Raw genomic sequence first — 21151 nt, 5'->3', positions numbered from 1 at the left:
CGCTCGCCGCGGCTACGTCATCATCATCACCAGCACCATGCCCCAGATCGTCAGCAGCGTGTTTCCGACCGCGTAGGTGACGGTATAGCCAAGGCCGGGAATCTGGCTCTTCGCGCGGTCATTGATCATGCCCAGCGAGGCGGTGGTCGTACGCGCGCCGGAGCAGCATCCGAGCAGGATCGCGTCGTGGAAGCGGAACAGGTATTTGCCGACGAACATCGCCAGGATCAGCGGCACCGTGGTCACGACGACGCCCCAGAGAAACAGGCTGAAGCCGAGCTTTTGCAATCCGGCGACAAATCCCGGTCCCGAGGAGATGCCGACCACGGCAATGAAGACGTTCAGGCCGACCGAGTTCATGAACCACACCGTGGGTGACGGGATGCGGCCAAAGGTCGGGTGCACGGATCGCAGCCAGCCAAAAAACAGACCGGAGATCAGCGCGCCGCCGGAGGTGGACAGAGTGAGCGGCACGCTTCCGATCTTGTAGACGAAGGCGCCGACAAGGGCGCCGATCGCAATGGCTGCGCCGATGAACGCGACGTCGGCAATGTCGGTCGCACGATCCGGCCGGCCCAGCATGGTCGTCGCGGCGGCGACATCGGCCGTGCGGCCGACCAGGGTGACGATGTCACCCCGGTTTATCTTCGTGTTCGGCAGGATCGGGATCTCGGTGGCGATCGCGCCCCGGGTGATCTTGCGCAGGAAAACGCCGCGAGCGCCCGGCGCTTTCGCCAGTTCCTCCAGCGTCTTGCCATCGACGTCCTTGCTGGTCACGTAAACATCGACGCCCTCGATCGGCACCGCCAGCAGCTCACGATCGTCCACTTCCTCCGCCTGCTCGCCGATCAGCTGCACGAGCACGTCGCGGCGGCCGGCTACGGCGACGACATCGCCGGCGTGAATCACGGTGTCGGAGGTTGCCTCCACGATCTTTCCGCCTTGCCGCAGCCGGAGGACGAAGATGCGCTGATCGGGAATCAGTGCCTCTGCCTGCTCGACCGTCTTGCCGACGACAGGCCCGCGCTCGCGAACCCGGTAGGCGCGCAAATCGAACTGGTGCCAGGCCGTCCCCGGGCCGCCCAGCTGCTTCTTGCCGCCATGCTCTTCCTCGTAGTTCTTGCATGCCGTCTCGAGATCGATGCCGAGCAGCGCGGGCCCGAGCAGGGCCAGGACGATCGCCGATCCAACCGTGCCGAAAATATAGGTCACGGCATAGGCGACCGGCATGGCATCGAGCAGCTTCTTGGCTTCGTCTGCGGGCAGGCCAAGGCGGTTGATGGCGTCGGTCGCAAGTCCCATCGACGCGGAAATCGTCTGCGAGCCGGCATAGAGCCCGATAGCCGATCCGACGTCATAGCCGGCGATCTTCGCGCCGAAATACGCCGAGAGAAGACAGAACACACAGACCACGGCCGCGAAAATCGCCTGCGGAATGCCGTCCTGCGCGATGCCACGCACGAATTGCGGTCCGACGCCATAACCGATTGCGAACAGGAACATCAGAAAGAAGAACGGCTTGAGCGGCCCCGAAATCGTGATTCCGATCTGGCCGATGATGACCGCGGCGACCAGCGTCGCAGTGACCGCGCCGAGACCGAGACCCTTATAGGTGAAGGATCCGAAATAGTAGCCCAGGGCCAAAGAGAGGAAGATCGCGATTTCGGGATAGGTGCGGAGCGTCTGGAAGAACCAATCGATCATGATGTCACCCGTTCATGCTGTCCCGGGGCTTCGGCATGCGCTCGCTTCGATCTCGCGCGGCGGGCCGAAAAGGGCGAGCAACTGTGTCGATCGACATCAGGCGGCGGCTGGCGAGAAGGATGTTGATCTATGTCAATCGCAACTGCGAGAGCGCTGCGGTTTCATCGTCTTGCCGACAACTCACGCGCGGTTCGCGATTTGCGTCGTGACGGGCCCACCGGCGCTGCGATCGCACCGCCTGCACGAGACCGTTGACATAGATCAAGGCTCGTCACCGGTTGCGGATCAAGCTGACCGCGATCGCGCAGGCAAGGCGCCAGTCCGCCTGCGTTCCAACCGCTCGCACCGTCCCCGGGAGTGTCAAATGGCCGATCTTCTGACCCTAAAGAAATTCGAGGCGTTGAGCCCCTTCGAGATCAAGGATGAGCTGATCAACCTCGCGAAGAGTGCTTCGAAGCAGAGTCAGATGGCCTTTCTGAACGCCGGGCGGGGCAATCCCAACTGGATCGCCACCACGCCGCGCGAGGGCTTCTTCCTGCTCGGACAATTCGCCATCACCGAGAGCAAGCGGGTGATGGAGCACCCGGCGGGCATCGGCGGCATGCCGCAGGCCAAGGGGATTGCCGGGCGGTTCGAGGCCTGGCTCGCCCAGCACAAGGACATGCCGGGCGCGAGCTTCCTGACCGAGATGTTGCCCTTCGCGGTCAAGAAATTCGGCTTCGATCCCGACGCCTTCGTCCACGAACTCGTCGATTCGATCATCGGCGACAATTACCCGGTGCCGGACCGCATGTTGGTGCATAACGAAAAGATCGTGCACGAATATCTGATGTGGGCCGTCTGCGGCGAGCCCCGGCCGGCCGGAAAATTCGACATCTATGCGGTCGAGGGCGGCACGGCGGCGATGTGCTACCTCTTCAAGTCGTTGAAAGCGAACCGGCTGCTCGTGCCTGGTAATACGATTGCGCTGGCGACGCCGATTTTCACGCCCTACATCGAGATGACGCACCTGGAAGACTACGATCTGAAGGTCGTTCAGATCAGGGCTCCGCAGGAAAACAAATTCCAGTTCACCGACGAGGAAATCAAGAAGCTGGAAGATCCGAAGGTTAAGGCCTTCTTCGTCGTCAATCCGTCCAATCCTCCGGGGATGGCGTTGAGCAAGGAGACGATTGCCAAGTTGGCCAATTTGGTCAAGACCAAGCGCCCCGACCTGATGATCCTCACCGACGACGTCTACGGAACCTTCGTGCACAACTTCCGTTCGCTGCTGGGCGAGCTGCCGCACAACACCATCGGCGTCTACTCCTATTCGAAGTATTTCGGCTGCACGGGATGGCGGCTCGGGGCCATTGCCATCCACGAAGACAACATCTTCGACAAGATGATCGCCAAGCTTCCAGATGCCGCCGTGAAAGCGCTCGACAAGCGCTACGGGCCGCTGACGCTGGAGCCGCGCAAGCTCAAGCTGATCGACCGCATCGTGGCCGACAGCCGCGACGTGGCACTCAATCACACCGCGGGACTATCGTTGCCGCAGCAGGTGATGATGAGCCTGTTCTCGCTCTCGGAGATGCTGGACGTGAAAAAGGCCTATCAGGCGGCCTGCATGGAAATCGTCAACAAACGCCTGTGGTCGCTGCTCGACGGGCTCGGGCTTGCTGATAAGCTAACCCCCAACCCGAACTACGATGCCTATTACGGCCTTATCGATTTCGAGTTCTGGGCTCGAAAGAACATCGGCGACGATGCCGTTGAACACCTGAAGAAGAATGTCCACCCGTTGGATCTCGCGTTCAGGCTGGCCGAAGCCCACGGAATCGTGCTGCTGAACGGAGGCGGCTTCGATGCACCGGAATGGTCGCTTCGGGTATCGCTCGCGAACCTCCCCGACGATGTCTACGACGATATCGGACGAGGTGTCCGGGCCATCGCCAGAGGCTATCGCGATGCCTACGAAGCGGCGACCGGGAATAAGGGAGGCGCAAAGCGCTGAGCTTTCCACGCGGTTGGAACTTTGATCTCCGGCGCGCGAGCTGTCGCTGACAAGGCTGCCAGGTCATTCGCCATTCAGGGCGCCGCGCGGTCAACCGGGCTATTATAGTCCGATTGGGTGAGCCAGCTTGTCGCACGCAATTCCAATTGTCTGGCACAAGCTGCACTGGTCACTCGATTTTCTCCGTGATCTACCATGACCATCATGGGGAACGGCAGCGACATATTTCGGCGAGCGCTTCATCGCTGGCTTGAAGCGATCGACGGCGATTTTGCCTTCAGGTTGACGGTCATGACGGCCGGGATGCTGTCGACTGTCGCGTTTGCCTTTGGATTGCTGTCGCTCTGAGCGAGCCCCTCATCTGAAGCTGGCTGAATTTATGTCGGCGACGAGTTCAGGCGCCTGCAACCGGAAGCACCAGTCCGGGCGGCAAGAAATGCGCTTCAAACTAGTTGCAAATTCGACCGGACGTCGAGGCCATCTGGCAGAAAGGTTCGGAATCGGGCTCTCGGCCACGATTGTCCTGTTCTGCTCTGCACAACAAACGGTCGCGCTGCCGCTAACGTCCTTCCGTTATGAAGCCCAGGCTTAGCGGCATTGCCCTAGCGATGCCGTGGTCTGGCTCGATTTCCGCCGCGGACGCTATTATCTCAAAGGCCAGAGCCGCTATGGCAGGGGCTTTGACGGCAGTTTCGTGTGCAGGAACGAAGCGCGCGATAGCGGCTATCGGCGTTCGTTGCTCGGCCTCCGGTGACGTCACTGAAGGCCAGTTCCACGGCCGACCTACCAACCGTAATAGCGCGGCTGGGCGTAGTAGGCCGGCGAATAGCCGTAACCTCCGCCAGGCGGGCAATAGCCGTATGCGGAGCCGTAGCCGTATCCGGAGCCATAGCCATATCCGCCGCCGTAGTAGGGATACCCGCCATAGGCCGCGCTTGCGATGGCTCCGCCAACGATCGCACCAGTAGCGGCGGCGCCCCATCCTCGATAACCCCAACCGCCGTAGCCTCCTCTCCAACCGCGATAGCCCCAGCCACCGCGATAGCCGCCGCCCCAGCCGCCCCAACGGACTTGAACGGCGCCATTGTCGACCATGCCTTTCATGGCAGCGATGTTGGTCGGCTGCGGGGCTGCATGACCCGCGTCCACCGTGCTCGCAAGCAGGATCAAGGCCAGCAGGGTTTTGGTGTTCTTCATCACGTCCTCCACAGCGGGGTGACAGGGCAGTCGTGATCCAACGACAGACAAATCACGGCCGACTTCCGGATCAGGTGCAGCCAAGCCTGTCAGCTGCCAGCGGCTGATGCTTGATTTGAATCAATGTGACCATGAGGGCGTCTTTGGCGTGGCGGACGCGTGACGCTTGATCTGGATCAAGCGATGCGTGCCAGGGCGATGGCACCGCTTTCTGCGTGCCTGTTGACGCTCAATCGAGAGCACGTTCTTGAAAACCCTTCGCCAGCTCGTGGCCGGAGACGAATTCATCCAGCTCGCAATTCGTCTCGGATTGCTGGCGCTGCTGATCTACTGGTCGTTCGTCCTGGTTCGCCCGTTCGTGCCGATCCTGGCCTGGAGCGTCGTGCTCGCGGTCGCGCTCTATCCAGTCTTCAACTGGCTCACAGGGATGCTCGGCGGCCATGCGGGCATCGCCGCCCTGGTCCTGACCCTGATCGCATTGGCTGTCGTCATCGGACCGGCGGCCTGGCTCGGGATCGGGGCGGTGGAGGGGGTGAGAGAGCTCGCTGGACAACTGAGCGCCGGTAACGTTGTCGTGCCATCGCCGATGCCGGAGATCAAGGATTGGCCGCTGATCGGCGGCCCGCTCTATGACTTCTGGGATCGGGCGTCGACCAATCTGCGCGCCGTGCTGCGTGAGGTCGTGCCGCATCTGAAGCCGCTGGCCGGGGTCCTGTTTGCGTTTGCCGGCAATGCCGGCGTCGGGATGCTGAAGTTTCTGCTGGCGGTCGTGCTCGCGGGGTTCCTGTTTCCCCACGGCCGGCAGCTTGCCGCGGCATGCAGGGGTTTCCTGTCCCGTATCGTGCCGGAGCAGAGCGAGCACTTCCTCGACCTCGCAGGCGCGACAATTCGGGCGGTCTCCCAGGGCGTCATCGGCGTTGCCGTCCTGCAATCGCTGCTCGCCGGCATTGGGTTCAAGCTGGCGGGGATCTCGAACGCGGGCCTGCTGGCGTTTGTCGTGATGCTGTTGGCGATCGTGCAGATTGGGGCGGCGATCGTGCTGTTCCCCGTCATCATCTGGCTCTGGTTGGCCAAGGACTTCACGACGGCACTCGCGCTGACGTTGTTCTTCCTGGTGGTCGGCGTCCTCGACAATGTGCTGAAGCCGCTGGTCATGGGGCGGGGCCTGACCACGCCGGCGCTCGTCATCTTCGTCGGCGTGATCGGAGGCACGCTTGCCCACGGCATCGTGGGCCTGTTCATCGGCCCAATCATTCTCGCGGTCGCCTGGGAGTTGATCACCGCGTGGATCCGGGACGACCGTGCCCGGCTGGCGGGTGAGCGATGATACTGTTTCAGCTCCTCGCGGGATTGGCGGTGAGTGCGATCAATATTGCGCTGCATTCGTTGTTCACCGTCGTGGTGATCGGACTGATGCGGAATATCGCCCTGAGCGCCACCGGCCGGTTTGAGCTGCAGCTCAGCGGCGTGATGGTAGCGACCGCCTTGATCCTGATGGTGGCTCATACCTTGGAGATCGTGGTGTGGTCACTGGCCTATCTTGTGATTGGTGCAGCGCCCACGGCCAGCAATCTGCTCTATTTCGCCTTTGTGAACTATACCACGCTCGGCTATGGCGACGTCGTTCCGGTCAAGCAGTGGCTGCTGGTCGGCCCGATGGCCGCCATGAACGGTATTCTGATGTTCGGCTGGTCGACGGCGGTCCTGTTTGAAGTGCTGCAAAAGACCATCGAACGCCAGGGTACGCTCACGAAATCCTCGTAATGTGGCGGTCAGTTGTCCAGCCTGGAGAGCTGGTCGCGGTCTACCAGCATGATTTCGCGCTGGTTCGAGCCGAGGAAGTCGAGGGCTCCGTAGGCGTGCAGCTTGGATAGCGCACGCGATACGGTCTCGAGGGTCAGCCCGAGATAGTCGGCGATATCGCGCCGGCACATCGGCAGGGCGACGACGCCGACGCCGGTCAGCCGGCGATCCATTTCGAGCAGAAACGCGGCCACCCGCTCCAACGCAGTCTTGCGGCCGAGCAGCAGCATGTGATCTTCGGCATGCTGCAGGTTGCTGGTGGTCATGACCAGCAGGTTGCGAGCCAGGACGGAATCGGAATGGGCCACCCGTTCGAGGCTCATCCGCTTGATCAGGCGCACGTCCGTGTCGACGACGGCTTCGGCTGTGAAGCGATGGGTTTCGGCGTTCTCAAGGCCGAAAATGTCCCCGACGAGGTGAAAAGCACCGATCTGACGTCGTCCGTCGGAGAGGAGCTTGTAGCTGCGGACAGCCCCTGAAACGACCTGGTAGACGTACTCCGCGGGCTCCGCCTCGCCGTAGATCTCGGCGCCCCTTCTGTAGTGGAATTCGCTGGTGATGAAGTTGGCATGCGGGGCGGTCAGCCCACCGAGGACGCTCGGTACATTGGCCGGTCTGACATTGACGCGAGCGAACATGGACCAACCCTCTTCACTATGACCTTGCGGCGTCCGTAGCGGTTCGAAAATGCTTGTCCGCGTGCAATGACTACGACACGGCCCGACCAGGCTCTATTGGTCTTGAGGCCATTGTCCCAAAGGACAGGGGGCCCGGAAATGCGGCAATTTGTTCGCAATTGGTACGCGAGTGTTGGATTACTTTTCAGCATTTACGACGATAACCGTGCTAGTTTTTCTTGAACCCGTTGGTCTCCGGCTCCGAGCGCTATGGGCAAGGCAATTCGGCTCTCTGGATTGATCGTTCTGCTGGCTAGCTTGCTGTGGCCGGCCGGTCTCCGGGCGCAAGAGATGCGTCCGCATTCCATGCTGGTGCTGGACCAGTCCGATCGACGCGGCCCGTTCTTCTATCAGGTCTTTGTTGGATTGCGGGATGCCGTGAGCGCGCACGGTCACGCTCCGACGACAATCTACTCGGAAAGTCTCGATCTCAATCGCTTCGGCGGTGAGGCCTATCAGGAGGGCTTTCGGCGGTTTCTCGAGACGAAATATCGCGATCGACCGATCGGTGTCGTGGTTGCCGTTGGAGCGGCTGCGCTCGAGCTTGTGCTCCGCTGGCGCCCCCAACTTTGGCCCGACACGCCAATCGTGTTTGCGCTGGTCGAAGAGAATGATTTCAAGCGAATGCGACCGCCTGCCTATGTCACCGGCGGCATCGTGACCTTGAAGTTCAAGGATGCCGTCTCGGCCGCCCGCGCCGTGGTACCAGACCTCAAAACCGTTGTGCTTGTCGGTGCGGATTGGGAACGGCAAGTTCTGTTTCGCAACTGGAAAGACCAGGCTGCGGCCGGCATTCCGGGCCTCGACATTATCGAGATTATCGGACGTCCGATGCCTGAGGTCGTCGAGCGGGTTACCGCGCTTCCCGACCACAGCGCGATCATCTACACGGGCCTCTATAGCGACGGCAAGGGCAACTACTATCCGCCCTCGGATGCCCTCGCATTTGTCGCGGCGAAGGCCAATCGTCCCATCGTGGTCGCGGCGGAAACCTTCCTCGAGCCGGGTGGCATAGGCGGATTCACGATCGTACCGTCCTTGATCGGTGCCGAAGCAGCACATAGGGCGCTGCGGATCCTGGATGGAGAGGCGCCGGAAAACCTGCCGCCGTCGGTCATCAATGCCGTGAAGCCGATCTTCAATTGGCGGCAGATGCAGCGCTGGAATGTCAGCGAAGCCAGTCTGCCGCAAGGCAGCGAAATCCGCTTCGAGGAGCCGACCTTCCTGGAAAAATATCGCTGGCCGGCCGTTGCGTTCACTGCGGCGTTGCTGCTTCAGACCATGCTGATCGCGTTCCTGCTGCACGAGCGGTACATGCGACGAAAGGCCGAGGTCGAGGCCCGCAATCGCCTGTCCCAGCTTGCTCACAGCAATCGGCAGGCGACCGCCGGAGAGCTGTCGTCCTCGATAGCCCATGAGCTCAATCAGCCGCTTGGCTCGATCCTGACCAATGCCGAGACGGCGGAGTTGATCCTCGGTTCGCCGACGCCTGACCTCCAGGAGGTGCGGGAGATCATTTCCGACATCAAGCGCGATGATTTGCGTGCGAGCGAGGTGATCCGCCGGATGCGCAGCCTGCTGAAGCGTGCGCCATTTGAGAAAAAGGAGATCGACCTCAACCAAACCATGCGGGAGGCATTCGATTTCCTCAAGCTGCAGGCCTCGACGCGCAACGTCGCGATCTACCTGCAGACGTCGCCGCAGACCCTGCTGGTGGAAGGTGATCCGGTTCAGTTGCAGCAGGTCATTCTCAACCTCGTGGTCAACAGCATGGACGCGATGGCCAGGATGCCCTACGGACGCACGATCATCGGCCGTACCGAAGTCAATGGAGGGGCGTCGGCTGTGATTTCGATCTGCGATTCCGGTCCGGGAATTCCCCAGGACAGGCTGAACGAGATTTTCGATCCGTTCTTCACCACAAAGGAGCAGGGAATGGGCATTGGCCTGTCAATCGCGCGGACCATCGTTCTGGCGCATAGCGGTCAGATCTGGGCCGAGAACCAGTCCGGTGGTGGAGCGGTTTTCCATCTTTCATTGCCGCTGGCGGCATAGCGCGTTTGGGTCTTACTTTGGCAGCAGGCAGTGCTAATTTAACGAACGCAGGATTTGCCGTCGGTCGCGAAGGAGGGAGCGTAATGCACGCTTACGTGCATATTGTCGACGACGACGCCTCGTTTCGCACTGCACTTGAGCGCAGGCTCAAGCTCGCCGGCTACCGTGTGGCGACGTATGCATCGGCCCGGCAACTGCTCGATCAATTGCCAGGCGACGAAGACGCCGGCTGTATCCTGCTGGACGTGCGCATTCCCGGAATGAGCGGTCCGGAGCTGCAGATTCGTCTCAACGAGCTGGAGTCGACGCTTCCGATCGTATTCCTCACCGGACATGCGGACACAGCGACGACCGTGCAGGCGATCAAGGCCGGAGCCGAGGATTTTCTGACCAAGCCGATTGCATCAGAGCAGCTGATCGAGGCAATCAATCGCGCCGTTGCGCGGCACGAATTGGCCCGCAGCCAGCGGACCAGGCTCGACTCCCTCCGCGCGCTGCTGGCGAAGTTGACCCCACGCGAGCGGCAGGTGTTCGATCTGATTGTCCGCGGTCGGATCAACAAGCAGGTCGGCTATGAACTCGGCACGACGGAACGCACGATCAAGGCGCATCGTCACCAGGTCATGGAGAAGATGCAGGTGCAGTCACTTGCCGAGCTCGTCTCGATCGCGGAGCGGCTCGGCATGCGCGAGCTTGATGGCGAAGTTAAGGGTTAATCCGCCCGGAGGCAGCTGTGGCCTCCTGTCCCATGGTACAATATGAAAGCTCTGTGACGGCGCGTATCTCCGATATTGGCCACGGCGATGTCGCGCGCCGGTGAGATTTCAATGTGTCCTTCGTCCAGGCACGGACGTTGGGCAACAAGTCGAGATTTTGCTTCTCGATAGGGTAGAGGCCCGCAGGATTTGCCGACCGCGAAACTAGTTTTCGTCGTGGATGACAACCCCTCCATGCTCCGTGGAATCGGACGGCTGCTGCGGGAATATGGATTTGCATCCAGATTATTCGAGACCGGAAATGCCTTGCTGAGAGATGGCAGCTTCGATGGCGCGCTGTGTCTGATCCTGGACATCAATCTCAGCGATGGTTCAGGGATCGAACTGCGGCACCGCCTGGCGGATCAGGGCATCGACGTCCCGGTCATCTACATCACCGGAAATGACAACCCGGCGACACGGATGGCCGCAATGGCATCGGGCTGCGTGGCCTATCTGACCAAGCCGTTCACGGCAAAATCGCTGATGCAGCCGATCGAACAATTGTTGGCGGGCGCAGTCTAGCGATCGCGGGTCTCAATCATTCGTCAATGGCTTGGTCGAGCGTCAGTGCGGGTGCTCCCTTGCGGACGGTTGCAAAGCGGTCGAGCGGCACCGACGTCGTCACCGTCAAAATGCTGGTGTCGACGACGTCGACCGAGAGCGCCTTTCCGCCATCCATTTCCTCGAGCAGCTTGGGATCGGCAACATCGGCCGCGATGCACATGTTGGTCACGCACCAGGTATAGGGCAGGCGATGGACCTTCTGCTGGTCGACCGACAGCTTGACGCCGGCTTGCAGGTACATCCCGACCGGCAGGAATAGCTGGAGGCGGGAGGTCCCGTCTTCGCGCTCGATCAGATCGACGCGAACGGCCGTCTGGCCGGTCCCGAGGGTGCCGGTGATCGTCGTTCGGCATAGTGTCCTGGCGCCGGCAGGGGTGAAGCAGACCTTTCGCCATTCGCCATACTTGACGTCCCGCGCCGTGCGTGCCCCTCGCGTGGCTACCTCGGCGCCGTCCTTGACCGCAGCGGGCGAAGGCGTCTGTTGACTGCGCGCAGCACCGATGCTGACCGCAAACAGCACCAACGTCGCCAAAGGACCATACAAGGGACCATATCGGACCATGGATACTCCTCCAGCGAGATGCGCCTAGCGAACCTTGTCCAGAAATCGTTCGACCAGTGGCGACCAAATAGGAATGGAATCGGGAGAGCCGATCAGGAAATGCCCTTCGTCCCCGAACGGTGGCAGTAGATGGTACTCGGTCCTGCCGCCGGCGCGCGTGAAAGCCTCGTACATTCGCTTCGACAGGGCCGGGCCGAAGAATGTGTCGTTCTCGATGTAGAGCCACAGCATGGGCACCCGCGACGTGTGGCCGAACACGCCGGTCGCTTCGACCAGTTTGTCCGGGCCACAATTGTTGTTGGGCTTGCCATCGACGCGGCCGCCGCGGCCTGCCGCGAAGGTGATGATGGCCTTGACCTGCGGCGGGTTGAGGCTCGACAGGGCGATCGCGGCCCAGCCGCCGGCCGACTGCCCGACGACGATGACGCCGTCCGGCAGGGTGCGTTTTTCGGCGGCCATGTAGTCAATGATCCAGAGATCGACCTGCGCGACGGCGAGGCCGGGATCGAGGAAATTGGGATTGGTGCATTTCCCGATCTTGGAGAAGAACGGGCCATAAAGACCGCGTTCGGGAATATCGATGGCCGCTGCGCCATAGCCGGTGCCGACGGGCGCGACCACGAGATAACCGCGCCGTGCAAACCACATTGCGGCGTCGCGAAATTCGACCAGCGGGAAGAAGCTGCGATCCCGGGCGTTCAGCGACACGCCGTGGTTCATGATGACCAGCGGGAAGGGGCCGTCGCCGAGCGGTCGAACCAGATAAGCGAACATGGGTAGCGGGAGCGGCAAGGCCCAGATTTCTTCCTGGATGCGCTGGGGCGCGCCGTTGTCGTCGGCGCGTGCCGGGGTGGCCAGACCGAGCAACAGAAGTGTTGCAGCTGCGAGGGCTCGTAAGCCGTGCTGACGCATGTCATGCCCTCCGGCGGTCCGCGGACAAATGTGCAGGTCATGGCAATCCTAGTGCTGATCTGCGAGGGCGACGCTTGATCTGAATCAACGTGGATCGGTCCGCCCCGGCGCAACCACATGCGTCCAATGCGGCTTGATACGGCGGGCTTGATGTCAATCCTGAGCGAGACGAGTTGGGTCCGACGGTTTCCGCCGGCGAGTTGGCTTGCCGACTATCGCGCATCCTGGCTTGGTGCGGACGCAATCGCCGGGGTCACGCTGGCCGCCTACGCGATCCCGGTGTCGCTGGCCTATGCGGGGCTCGCCGGGCTGCCGCCGCAGGTCGGCGTCTACGGTTACCTGCTTGGCGGCGTGGGTTACGCCTTGCTCGGCTCGTCGCGGCAACTCGCGGTGGGACCGACCTCGGCGATCTCGCTGATGATCGCCGGCGCCGTCGGCGTGCTGGCCGGCGGCGACGCCACACGTTACGGGCAGATCGTCAGCCTCGTTGCCTTCAGCGTGGCGCTGCTCTGCCTGATTGCCTGGCTGTTCAGGCTCAGCCTGCTGGTGCGGTTGATCAGCGACAGCATTCTGGTGGGCTTCAAGGCCGGGGCAGGGCTCACCATCATCATGAGCCAGCTGCCAAGCCTGTTCGGCGTGGCAGGCGGCGGCCACAATTTTTTCGACCGTGCGGTCAAGCTTGCCGGCCAGTTGGGCGATACCAGGCCGCTGGTGCTCGGCATTGGCGTGGCTGCGACCGTGCTGCTTCTGCTCGGCGAGCGCAGGCTGCCCGGAAAGCCTGTTGGCCTCGCCGTGGTCGCGCTGTCTATCCTCACGGTCTCCGCCCTTGGGCTTGCGGAAATGGGATTGCCCGTGACCGGAAAGATCCCGACCGGATTGCCGACCCTTGCGCTACCGACGTTCGGCCTGCTCGAATTTGACGATCTGTTTCCCATCGCCGCCGGATGTCTCGTGCTGGCTTATGTGGAAGGCGTGTCGGCTGCGCGAAGCTTCGCGGCAAAGCACGGCTATGCACTGGATGTCCGGCAGGAGTTTCTGGGGCTCGGCGCGGCCAATCTCGCCGCAGCCTTCGGGCATGGCTATCCCGTCGCCGGCGGGCTGTCGCAGTCGGCTGTGAATGACGCGGCCGGTGCGCGAACGCCGCTGGCCCTCGTGTTCTGTTCGGCAACCCTTGCGCTCTGCCTGCTGTTTTTCACGGGTCTCCTGACCAATCTGCCGAAGACCGTGCTTGCCGCGATCGTCTTTTCGGCCGTCTACAAATTGGTCGATATTCCGGCGCTTGCCCGAATGTGGCGGATCAGCCGGATCGACTTCTATGCGGCGGTCATCGCGCTGGTCTCCGTGCTGTTCCTCGGGATCCTGCAGGGCGTACTGCTGGCGGCCGCCGCCTCTATCTTCCTGCTGCTGTTGCGTGCGTCGCAGCCCAATGTCGCATTTCTTGGCCGCCTTCCTGGCAGCGGCCGCTATTCCGACCGGGCGCGCCATGACGACGTGGAACCGCTGACCGGGATCATCGCCTTCCGCCCGGAAACCTCGCTGCTTTATGTCAATGCCGAGACGATTTTCGAAACTGTGCTGGCTGCACTGCAGACGTCCCCCGACGTCAAGCTGGTGGCCTGCGACCTGTCGGCCTCGCCGTTCATCGACCTGGCGGGGTCGCGCATGCTGCACGATCTGCACCAGGAACTCGCCTCGCGCGGCATCAAATTCTGCATCGTCGGCGCGCACGCGCAGTTGCGGAATCTGCTTCAGGCGGATGGTCTCGCCGACAAGACCGACAGCGGCGACTGGATGCGGACGCTCGACAGCGTATTGAGCAGCAGGAAGCCGCAGGCAAACGACTGACGTGCGCTGTCCCGCGGACCGTTCCCTAACATTCGAGCCTTGTTGCATCGCAAGACGTCGCGATCGCTCGGTGGCGACAAGGTTTCTCTCAACCGCTGCGGATTGACTTGGATCAAAGGGAGCGGTGTGCACGGTTCGTACGCTCGGACGGGGAACACCGTCAAGATCGGAACACCGCTAAGATCGGGAGACATTCATGGCCAACGACGCGAAGCAGGCCCAGCAGCGTATCGACCAATTCTTCTCCGGACCCGGCGGACGCGCCGACAATTGGCGAGATCTGGTCGAGGCGGCAAAGGCGTGGAGCCGGGGCGGTGACCGTGCGCCGTACGACAAGGCGCTGTCGGCGCTTGCGGTCACCGAGGAGTTTCACGGCTATCCGGGCCTTCGTTTGATGGCGGCGCTGAAGGAAGCCGCGGCGGCGGGCGACGCCGCCACCTCGCAGCTGCTTGCGACGCGGATCGTGCAGGCGCTTCAGACAAAATCCTTCCGCCAGCATGCCGGTGACTGGAGCACGCAGGACGATGGCAATGGCGACGTTCCTGATCTGCTGCCGCCAACCCTCGGACAATCGGCGGCGCGCCGTCCTTACTTCGAGACCCTGATCGTGACCGGGGTGCCAGCCAGCAACTGGCCGGGACTCCTGGCGGAATGGCGCAGGCTGCGGCGTCCGGTCGACGCCTTCATCTATGAGCCCGTGATGGTGGGCAGTCTCGAGGACGCCTTCTGTGCGGCAATGCTAAACCCCAACATTGCGGCGGTGGTGATCAATGAAGGCTTCGGGTTGCGCTCGCGCCACGATGCGCCTGTGCTTCGGGCCATGACTGGCGCCATGGGGCTCAACGAAGAGTCCGATGCTTCCGCGCTACGGCTGGCCCATATCCTGAAGCGGATCCGTCCCGAGCTTGATCTCTACCTGATGTCCAATCGCGACGTCGAGGAGTTGGCCGGCAATCCTGAGGCCGACGTGGTGCGACGGGTGTTCTACTCGGTCGAGGATATCCTCGAACTGCACCTTTCAATTCTGGAAGGCGTGCAGGACCGCTTCGACACGCCGTTTTTCGACAATCTGAAGAAATACGCGCAGCGGCCGATCGGGACCTTCCACGCGCTGCCGATCGCGCGCGGCAAGTCCGTGTTCAAGTCGGACTGGATCCGCGACATGGGCGAATTCTACGGGCTGAACCTGTTCCTTGCCGAGAGCAGCGCCACCACCGGCGGCCTCGACAGCATGCTGGAGCCGACCGGCAACATCAAGAAGGCGCAGGAGAAGGCCGCGCGCGCACTCGGTGCCGACCGCGTCTACTTCGTGACCAACGGCACCTCGACCTCCAACAAGATGGCGGTGCAGGCGCTGCTGGGTCCCGGCGACATCGCGATCGTCGATCGCAACTGCCACAAGTCGCACCATTACGGCATGGTGCTGGCGGGCGCGCAGCCGCTCTACGTCGAGGCATTCCCGATGACGGAATACTCGATGTACGGCGCGGTGCCGCTGAAGACGATCAAGCAGGCGCTTCTGAACGCGAAGGCGGATGGCCGGCTCGACCGGGTCAAGATGATCGACCTGACCAATTGTACCTTCGATGGTCACATCTACAACACGCGGCGGGTGATGGAGGAATGCCTCGCGATCAAGCCTGACCTGATCTTCCTCTGGGACGAGGCCTGGTTCGGCTTCGCGCGGTTCTCGCCATTCCTGAGGCGACGAACCGCGATGGGCGCGGCGAACGAGATCGAAGCCTGGATGCGCGATCCCAAATCGGTTGCGGCCTACGAGAAGCAGCAGGCCGAACTCGGCAAGAACCCGTCGGAGGAGGTGCTGCTCAAGACCCGGCTCATCCCCGATCCGCGTCAGATCCGGTTGCGGGTCTACCAGACCAACTCGACGCACAAGTCGATGTCGGCAATCCGGCAGGGCTCGATGCTGTCCGTCAAGGACATCGAATTTCACACGGTCGAAGCGCAGTTCAAGGAGGCCGTATTCACGCACGCTTCGACCAGCCCGAACCAGCAGCTGATCGCAAGCCTCGACGTCTCGCGCCGCCAGATGGAGCTCGAGGGTTATGGACTGGTGGCCAATGCAATGGAGATTGCGTTCGCCATCCGCAATGCGGTCAACACCAATCCGCTGATCTCCCGGTATTTCCGCGTCCTGGGTGCGGATGCGATGGTCCCCAAGGAATATCGCCAGAGCGGCTTCACCGACTATCTGGCGGCCGGTACCAACTGGGCGAGCGCCCTGAAGAGCCTGAACGACGACGAGTTCTGCCTCGATCCGACCCGCATGACGCTGGTCTGCGGCACGGCCGGGTACGACGGAACGCAATTCAAGGGTCTGCTCGCCAACCGCTACAACATCCAGGTCAACAAGACGTCGCGCAACTCGGTCCTGATCCAGTCCAACATCAACAATACGCGCAGCGATGTCGCGCATCTTGTCCGGGTGTTGGCCGAAATCTCCGGTGAAATCGATCAGACCCTGGCCAAAGGCGGAGCGAACGCCAAGGTCGCTTTCGACGTGCGGGTCAACAGCCTGATGAAGGACGTGCCCGACCTGCCGAACTTCTCGCATTTCCACGAGACCTATCGCGGCGATGCCGGCACCAGGACGAACGAAGGCGACATCCGCAGCGGGTTCTATTCGGCCTATGACCCCGCTGGATGCGAATACATTCGCCTGAACGACCCCGAGATCGACAGGCGCCTGAAGAACGGGCCCGCTCTCGTCTCCGCGAGCTTCGTGATCCCGTATCCGCCGGGCTTCCCGATCATGGTCCCTGGCCAGGTCATCACGCAGGAGACGATCGACTTCATGCGCAAGCTCGATGTGAAGGAGATCCATGGCTACGACGCGGCCGAGGGCCTGAAGCTCGTGACGACCGAGGCTCTCGCTAGGATGGGCAAGCCGAAGGCGTCAGCGCCGAAGCTCAAGGCTGCATCATAGATCCGTTAGCGCAACCGATCCCTGGAGGGAAATCATGAGGAAAGTGGATTTGCTTGGAGCTCTTGCCGCGCTGGCAATCGGATTGGCTGGCTTCGGCACGCCGTCGCTGGCCGAAACCGGCGCGGTCGCCGTCATCTTCACCAAGGGTGGCTTCATCGTTGGTGTCGGAGGCGGCGAGGGCGTATTGACCCTGCGCGGCAAGCATTATCCGTTCACCGTGTCGGGCATGAGCGTCGGCTTCACGATCGGCGCCTCGACCACCAAGCTTGTCGGGCGCGCGATCAACCTGAGGGGGCCCGGCTCAATCGAAGGTTCCTACAGCGCCGCAGGCGCTGGAGGTGCGATCGCCGCGGGCGCCGGAGGCGTGCAGCTGCAGAACGCCAATGGCGTGATCCTGCAGCTCAGCGGTCCGAAGGTCGGCGCCGAAGTCTCGGCCGCCGTGGGCGGTGTCACGATCCGCCTGAAATAGGCCGGAAGGGCCCAGGCCGCGCATCCGGTGCGGCCTGGTCTTTCAGTAGCGTTCCTCGACGAACTTCATTCCCCGCAGACCGGCCTGATCGTTGTAGCGCCCTTTGTCGGAGCGCCTGGGCAGTTTCACCTTGTCGCGCTTCACCCGTCCGTAGGGGATCGTCTTCAGGAGGTGCGAAATGCAGTTCAGTCGCGCCCGCCGCTTGTCATCGGAGCGGATGATGTGCCAGGGCGCGTGCTTCGAGCTCGTCGCCTTGAACATCAGGTCGCGTGCCCGGGAGTAGTCGTACCAGCGCCGGTACGACTCCGTGTCCATCGGGCTCAGTTTCCACTGCCGCAGCGGATCGTCGATCCGGGCCCTGAAGCGGCGTTCCTGCTCGTCCATTCCGACCTCGAGCCACAGCTTGATCAGGATGATGCCGCCCTCGATGATGTACTGCTCCATCTGCGGACAGAGCGAGAGAAACCGCTTGTGCTCCGCCGGTGTGCAGAATCCCATCACATATTCGACGCCAGCGCGATTGTACCAGCTGCGATCGAAGATGACGATTTCGCCGGCGGCAGGAAACTGCTGCATGTAGCGCTGGATGAAGAGCTGGGACTTCTCACGATCGGATGGCGCGGGCAGGGCGACCACCCGAAATACACGCGGGCTGACCTTCTCGGTCAAGGCCTTGATGGTTCCGCCCTTGCCGGCCGCATCGCGCCCCTCGAACAGGACGATGACCCTGAGCTTGTTCGCTACCACCCATTCCTGGAGATGGCAGAGCTGTATCTGCAGCTTGTGCAGCTCTTCCTCATACTGCTTGCGCTTCATCTTTCCGGAGGAGTTTTCCTTCGCCATCGATCCCCGTCCATCGTTTGAGCTGTCAGCCCCAGGCAATGACGATGCCGATGTCGCCGGGCATGCCGCCGGGGTATTCAACGACCTGGTAGCGGATGCGGTAGCCACGCGGTTGCAGATAGTCCGCCCAGAGCTGGTATATTTCCTTGGGTATGCCTGTCAGCGTCTTCTCCCATCCCGCCTCCATCTGATTGATGGCCCGCCCCTTGTCGGTGCACAGCGTGTTGGGGAAGCGATAGACCTGCACTTCGGTCAGCCCGTTGCGCACCGCACGCTGAATCACTGTCGAGGCCAGTTTGACTTTCTCGTCTTCGCTGAGACCGGACGGCTTGCTCAACCGCTCGATCAAGGCGCGCTTCTCGGCCTCCACAGCAGCCGCACGCTTGGCATGTTCCTCGGCCTTCTCCGCTTCCTTGAACGCCGCCTGCTTCTGGATTTCATGCGCCTTCGGGATCAGGTCATCGATTTTGTCTCGCATGGCCGGGACTCCTGGGATCGATCTTGAGCCTTGCCCGAGAACGGTAGGAGCAAGCCGACCGTCTTCTTTGATCCAAATCAAGCAAGCCGCACGGAAGAAAGGCACGGTGCGAGGCACGGCTGCGAAGCGCCAGCGCCCGGAACGGAGATAAAATTTGAGCGAACAGATGCATCCGGCAGCCCCCCATCATCTGCCGTTCTTCATTCCCGGCGTCGACGGGTCGGACACCCTGATGGTGGTGATGGGCATTTTCCTTGTAGCTACAGTCTTCTGGGTTGGTACCCTCTACTGGAAGCTGCACAGCCTGCCGGAGCGCATGGCGCACAAGTCGCAGAAGCTGCAGTTTGAGATCGTCGCCGTCCTCGGCCTGATATCACTTTTCACCCACATGCATATCTTCTGGGTCGCCGGCCTGCTGCTGGCACTCATCGACCTGCCGGATTTCGGCACGCCGATGCGCAGCATTGCCGATTCCGTCGAGCGCATTGCCGACGCTACGCCGGGCGCGCCCGCTGCCGAACCGGAGGACGAATCCGTATCTGGCGGCAGTCCGGACGTCCGGACGCCCGCGAAGCAAGAGGTGCACAACCATGCTTGAGCTGATGATCTGCTCGCTGGTGACGATCCTGCCGGATTACCTCTACCGCCGCTATCGGCAAGGCAAGCGGTTCGGCAAGGAGATCACGTTCTTCTCCGTCTGGTACGAACTAAGGTGGGGTATCACCGGCTGCCTGATGCTCACGATCTCGCTGATCACGATGATCTTCTACTTTCATCCCTCGACAACCTCCGCGGCGATCTACTTCAGGACTGTGCCGATCCTGCCTGAGGGCTCCGGCCGCGTCGTAGAGGTCAATGTCGGCTTCACCGAATCGGTGAAAAAGGGGGACGTCCTGTTCCGGCTCGATAGTTCGAGGCAAGAAGCTGCGCTCGAGACAGCCAGGCGAAAGATCGCCGAGGTGGATGCGTCGCTGATCTCGGCGCAGGCCGATGTCGTCAAGGCGGACGCTCAGATCGGGGAGGCGAAAGCTTCCTTGCAGCAAGCCAAGGACGAGCTGGATGTGAAGAGCGAATTGCAACGCCGCAATCCCGGCATTGTGCCCCAACGCGACATCGAGAAGCTGCAGGTGCTGGTTGATCAGCGGCAGTCCGGCGTCGATGCCGCTAGCGCCGTCAAGCAATCGGCGACGTTGCGCGTCACTACGCTTCTGCCGGCCGAGAAGGCAAGTGCCGAGGCCGCGCAGGCGCAGGCGCAAGTGGATCTCGACAAGACTTTCATCCGTGCCGGCGTCGATGGCCGCGTCGAGCAATTCCTCGTTCGCCCCGGAGATCTTGTGGCCCAGATCATGCGGCCGGCCGGAATCCTGATACCCGACCAAGCCGGCCGGAACAGTTTGCAGGCGGGGTTCGGGCAGATCGAGGCGCAGGTCATGAAGCCCGGCATGGTCGCGGAAGCCGCGTGTATGTCGAAACCCTGGGTGATCATTCCGCTGGTCGTCACCAGCGTGCAGGATTTCATCGCCGCCGGCCAGTTTCGGGCCACCGAGCTGTTGATCGACCCGCAGAGCCTGCAAAAGCCCGGCTCGATCCTCGTGTTCCTTGAGCCGCTCTACAAGGGCGGCCTTGACGGCGTGACACCGGGCAGCAGTTGCATCGTCAATGCCTACACCAGCAACCATGACGTGATCGCCGATCCGAAAACCGGCGCGTTGAAGGGTTTTGCCCTGCACGTCGTCGACGCGACCGCACTCGTTCATGCATTGCTGCTTCGGATCCAGGCGCTGCTGCTGCCGATCCAGACGCTGGTGTTGAGTGGTCACTGACGGGCGCGAACAGGGAGACGGCAGATGAAACCGGACGGCAAGCTTCGCGCAATCGTGGTGGCGGGCATGATCCTCGGATTGCCGGACTCCGCGCACGCGTTCGATCTCGCCGGCGCCTGGGCCACCAGCGCGGACCAATGCGGCAGGGTGTTCGCCCGCAAGGGCAGGGCGAACCAGGTCACATTCACGAATTTCTCCGGGATCTATGGCGGCGGGTTCATCGCCGAGTCCGATCGCCTCAGGGGCAAGTTCGAGAACTGCAAGATCAAGTCGCGCAAGGATGATGGCAAGGACCTCAATATCATTGTGAGTTGCGCTTCGGGGATCATGGTGTCCAACGTGCAGTTTTTCCTCAAGGTTGTCGACGACGACACCATCACGCGCGAGTTTCCGGGCGTCGAAGGGATGCAGGTTTCCTATCATCGCTGCAAGCTCTAGCGGAATGCAGCCTTTGACCAATTTCTGCGGCCCGATATATTGAGCGTTGTGAAGCAGAATCCGGTCAACGCCGGATTGAC

At 62.0% G+C, this 21151-nt stretch carries 20 protein-coding genes and 1 pseudogene; 14 read left to right on the top strand and 7 right to left on the bottom strand.

What is annotated here, in order from left to right:
* Positions 1-12: 12 nt before the first annotated feature.
* Positions 13-1704: an aspartate-alanine antiporter gene (aspT, locus tag WDM24_RS36940; RefSeq protein ID WP_338692321.1), complete on the bottom strand. Its 1692-nt coding sequence runs from the start codon at positions 1702-1704 to the stop codon at positions 13-15.
* A 364-nt stretch (positions 1705-2068) separates the two neighbouring features.
* On the opposite strand from aspT, the gene aspD reads away from it, so the two are divergent.
* The 3 genes and pseudogenes from aspD to WDM24_RS36925 all read left to right on the top strand — a co-directional run bounded on the left by aspD (position 2069) and on the right by WDM24_RS36925 (position 4454).
* Positions 2069-3700, top strand: a complete 1632-nt coding sequence (gene aspD / locus WDM24_RS36935) for an aspartate 4-decarboxylase (protein ID WP_338832514.1) — start codon at positions 2069-2071, stop codon at positions 3698-3700.
* Positions 3701-3895: 195 nt separating this feature from the next.
* Entirely contained in the window at positions 3896-4048 is a 153-nt protein-coding gene (locus WDM24_RS36930) for a hypothetical protein (protein ID WP_338829220.1), read from the top strand.
* Between the two features lie 88 nt (positions 4049-4136).
* Positions 4137-4454: pseudogene (locus WDM24_RS36925) on the top strand (hypothetical protein).
* Between the two features lie 29 nt (positions 4455-4483).
* On the opposite strand, the gene WDM24_RS36920 reads toward WDM24_RS36925, so the two are convergent.
* Positions 4484-4897 (bottom strand): hypothetical protein, encoded by a 414-nt coding sequence (locus tag WDM24_RS36920; protein ID WP_338829218.1) that lies wholly within the window; start codon positions 4895-4897, stop codon positions 4484-4486.
* 247 nt (positions 4898-5144) lie between these two features.
* Between WDM24_RS36920 and WDM24_RS36915 the strand changes: the two genes are divergently transcribed.
* Both WDM24_RS36915 and WDM24_RS36910 read left to right on the top strand, forming a co-directional pair.
* A complete protein-coding gene (locus WDM24_RS36915) occupies positions 5145-6224 on the top strand; it encodes an AI-2E family transporter (protein WP_166302568.1) in 1080 nt (359 codons plus the stop codon).
* Complete coding sequence (locus WDM24_RS36910; protein WP_414645785.1) at positions 6224-6661, top strand: ion channel; 438 nt, start codon at positions 6224-6226, stop codon at positions 6659-6661. The genes WDM24_RS36915 and WDM24_RS36910 overlap by 1 nt, the downstream gene beginning before the upstream one ends.
* Positions 6662-6669: 8 nt before the next feature.
* Here the strand turns inward: WDM24_RS36910 and WDM24_RS36905 are convergent, their stop codons facing one another.
* Positions 6670-7338, bottom strand: coding sequence for a helix-turn-helix domain-containing protein (locus WDM24_RS36905; protein ID WP_338829216.1), 669 nt, complete (start codon positions 7336-7338; stop codon positions 6670-6672).
* Positions 7339-7668: 330 nt separating this feature from the next.
* Between WDM24_RS36905 and WDM24_RS36900 the strand changes: the two genes are divergently transcribed.
* The 3 genes from WDM24_RS36900 to WDM24_RS36890 all read left to right on the top strand — a co-directional run bounded on the left by WDM24_RS36900 (position 7669) and on the right by WDM24_RS36890 (position 10712).
* A complete protein-coding gene (locus tag WDM24_RS36900; protein WP_338692315.1) occupies positions 7669-9432 on the top strand; it encodes a sensor histidine kinase in 1764 nt (587 codons plus the stop codon).
* An 83-nt stretch (positions 9433-9515) separates the two neighbouring features.
* Positions 9516-10148: a response regulator transcription factor gene (locus WDM24_RS36895; RefSeq protein ID WP_338832513.1), complete on the top strand. Its 633-nt coding sequence runs from the start codon at positions 9516-9518 to the stop codon at positions 10146-10148.
* Between the two features lie 216 nt (positions 10149-10364).
* Positions 10365-10712, top strand: a complete 348-nt coding sequence (locus tag WDM24_RS36890) for a response regulator transcription factor (protein WP_312022829.1) — start codon at positions 10365-10367, stop codon at positions 10710-10712.
* 16 nt (positions 10713-10728) lie between these two features.
* Here WDM24_RS36890 and WDM24_RS36885 read toward each other — a convergent pair whose 3' ends face one another.
* Positions 10729-11274, bottom strand: coding sequence for an invasion associated locus B family protein (locus tag WDM24_RS36885; protein ID WP_338829215.1), 546 nt, complete (start codon positions 11272-11274; stop codon positions 10729-10731).
* Between the two features lie 66 nt (positions 11275-11340).
* Complete coding sequence (locus WDM24_RS36880) at positions 11341-12228, bottom strand: dienelactone hydrolase (protein WP_338829214.1); 888 nt, start codon at positions 12226-12228, stop codon at positions 11341-11343.
* Between the two features lie 150 nt (positions 12229-12378).
* On the opposite strand from WDM24_RS36880, the gene WDM24_RS36875 reads away from it, so the two are divergent.
* The 3 genes from WDM24_RS36875 (at position 12379) to WDM24_RS36865 (ending at position 17489) form a co-directional block, all read left to right on the top strand.
* Positions 12379-14073: a SulP family inorganic anion transporter gene (locus WDM24_RS36875; RefSeq protein WP_338829213.1), complete on the top strand. Its 1695-nt coding sequence runs from the start codon at positions 12379-12381 to the stop codon at positions 14071-14073.
* A gap of 196 nt (positions 14074-14269) precedes the next feature.
* Positions 14270-17020, top strand: coding sequence for a decarboxylase (locus tag WDM24_RS36870; protein ID WP_338829212.1), 2751 nt, complete (start codon positions 14270-14272; stop codon positions 17018-17020).
* 34 nt (positions 17021-17054) lie between these two features.
* On the top strand, positions 17055-17489 hold the full coding sequence (locus WDM24_RS36865) for a hypothetical protein (protein ID WP_338692313.1): 435 nt from the start codon (positions 17055-17057) through the stop codon (positions 17487-17489).
* 42 nt (positions 17490-17531) lie between these two features.
* Here WDM24_RS36865 and ppk2 read toward each other — a convergent pair whose 3' ends face one another.
* Together ppk2 and WDM24_RS36855 are read right to left on the bottom strand one after the other, a co-directional pair.
* Positions 17532-18332 (bottom strand): polyphosphate kinase 2, encoded by an 801-nt coding sequence (gene ppk2, locus WDM24_RS36860; RefSeq protein WP_166302597.1) that lies wholly within the window; start codon positions 18330-18332, stop codon positions 17532-17534.
* A gap of 25 nt (positions 18333-18357) precedes the next feature.
* Complete coding sequence (locus WDM24_RS36855) at positions 18358-18810, bottom strand: hypothetical protein (protein ID WP_166302599.1); 453 nt, start codon at positions 18808-18810, stop codon at positions 18358-18360.
* Between the two features lie 154 nt (positions 18811-18964).
* On the opposite strand from WDM24_RS36855, the gene WDM24_RS36850 reads away from it, so the two are divergent.
* The 3 genes from WDM24_RS36850 to WDM24_RS36840 are packed head-to-tail and all read left to right on the top strand — an operon-like array spanning position 18965 to position 21071.
* On the top strand, positions 18965-19408 hold the full coding sequence (locus WDM24_RS36850) for a hypothetical protein (protein WP_338829211.1): 444 nt from the start codon (positions 18965-18967) through the stop codon (positions 19406-19408).
* Positions 19401-20633 carry an HlyD family secretion protein gene (locus WDM24_RS36845; RefSeq protein WP_166302602.1) on the top strand — a complete coding sequence of 411 codons (1233 nt, stop codon included), beginning with the start codon at positions 19401-19403 and terminating at the stop codon, positions 20631-20633. The genes WDM24_RS36850 and WDM24_RS36845 overlap by 8 nt, the downstream gene beginning before the upstream one ends.
* A gap of 24 nt (positions 20634-20657) precedes the next feature.
* The gene (locus WDM24_RS36840) at positions 20658-21071 is read left to right on the top strand and encodes a hypothetical protein (RefSeq protein ID WP_338829210.1); all 414 of its coding nucleotides are present in this window, start codon (positions 20658-20660) and stop codon (positions 21069-21071) included.
* Positions 21072-21151: the final 80 nt, after the last annotated feature.

The organism is Bradyrhizobium sp. 27S5 (assembly GCF_037217225.1).
Lineage (GTDB): Bacteria > Pseudomonadota > Alphaproteobacteria > Rhizobiales > Xanthobacteraceae > Bradyrhizobium > Bradyrhizobium septentrionale.
The sequence above is the reverse complement of the archived record's forward strand: the minus strand, read 5'-3'. Positions and strand labels throughout refer to the sequence as shown.

What these genes read in the sequence shown, in the direction of transcription:
- aspT (WP_338692321.1), bottom strand. Translation starts at nt 1,704, where the DNA reads ATGATCGATTGGTTCTTCCAGACGCTCCGCACCTATCCCGAAATCGCG.
- aspD (WP_338832514.1), top strand. Translation starts at nt 2,069, where the DNA reads ATGGCCGATCTTCTGACCCTAAAGAAATTCGAGGCGTTGAGCCCCTTC.
- WDM24_RS36930 (WP_338829220.1), top strand. Translation starts at nt 3,896, where the DNA reads ATGACCATCATGGGGAACGGCAGCGACATATTTCGGCGAGCGCTTCAT.
- WDM24_RS36920 (WP_338829218.1), bottom strand. Translation starts at nt 4,897, where the DNA reads ATGAAGAACACCAAAACCCTGCTGGCCTTGATCCTGCTTGCGAGCACG.
- WDM24_RS36905 (WP_338829216.1), bottom strand. Translation starts at nt 7,338, where the DNA reads ATGTTCGCTCGCGTCAATGTCAGACCGGCCAATGTACCGAGCGTCCTC.
- WDM24_RS36900 (WP_338692315.1), top strand. Translation starts at nt 7,669, where the DNA reads ATGCGTCCGCATTCCATGCTGGTGCTGGACCAGTCCGATCGACGCGGC.
- WDM24_RS36895 (WP_338832513.1), top strand. Translation starts at nt 9,516, where the DNA reads ATGCACGCTTACGTGCATATTGTCGACGACGACGCCTCGTTTCGCACT.
- WDM24_RS36880 (WP_338829214.1), bottom strand. Translation starts at nt 12,228, where the DNA reads ATGCGTCAGCACGGCTTACGAGCCCTCGCAGCTGCAACACTTCTGTTG.
- WDM24_RS36875 (WP_338829213.1), top strand. Translation starts at nt 12,379, where the DNA reads ATGTCAATCCTGAGCGAGACGAGTTGGGTCCGACGGTTTCCGCCGGCG.
- WDM24_RS36870 (WP_338829212.1), top strand. Translation starts at nt 14,270, where the DNA reads ATGGCCAACGACGCGAAGCAGGCCCAGCAGCGTATCGACCAATTCTTC.
- WDM24_RS36865 (WP_338692313.1), top strand. Translation starts at nt 17,055, where the DNA reads ATGAGGAAAGTGGATTTGCTTGGAGCTCTTGCCGCGCTGGCAATCGGA.
- ppk2 (WP_166302597.1), bottom strand. Translation starts at nt 18,332, where the DNA reads ATGGCGAAGGAAAACTCCTCCGGAAAGATGAAGCGCAAGCAGTATGAG.
- WDM24_RS36855 (WP_166302599.1), bottom strand. Translation starts at nt 18,810, where the DNA reads ATGCGAGACAAAATCGATGACCTGATCCCGAAGGCGCATGAAATCCAG.
- WDM24_RS36845 (WP_166302602.1), top strand. Translation starts at nt 19,401, where the DNA reads ATGCTTGAGCTGATGATCTGCTCGCTGGTGACGATCCTGCCGGATTAC.
- WDM24_RS36840 (WP_338829210.1), top strand. Translation starts at nt 20,658, where the DNA reads ATGAAACCGGACGGCAAGCTTCGCGCAATCGTGGTGGCGGGCATGATC.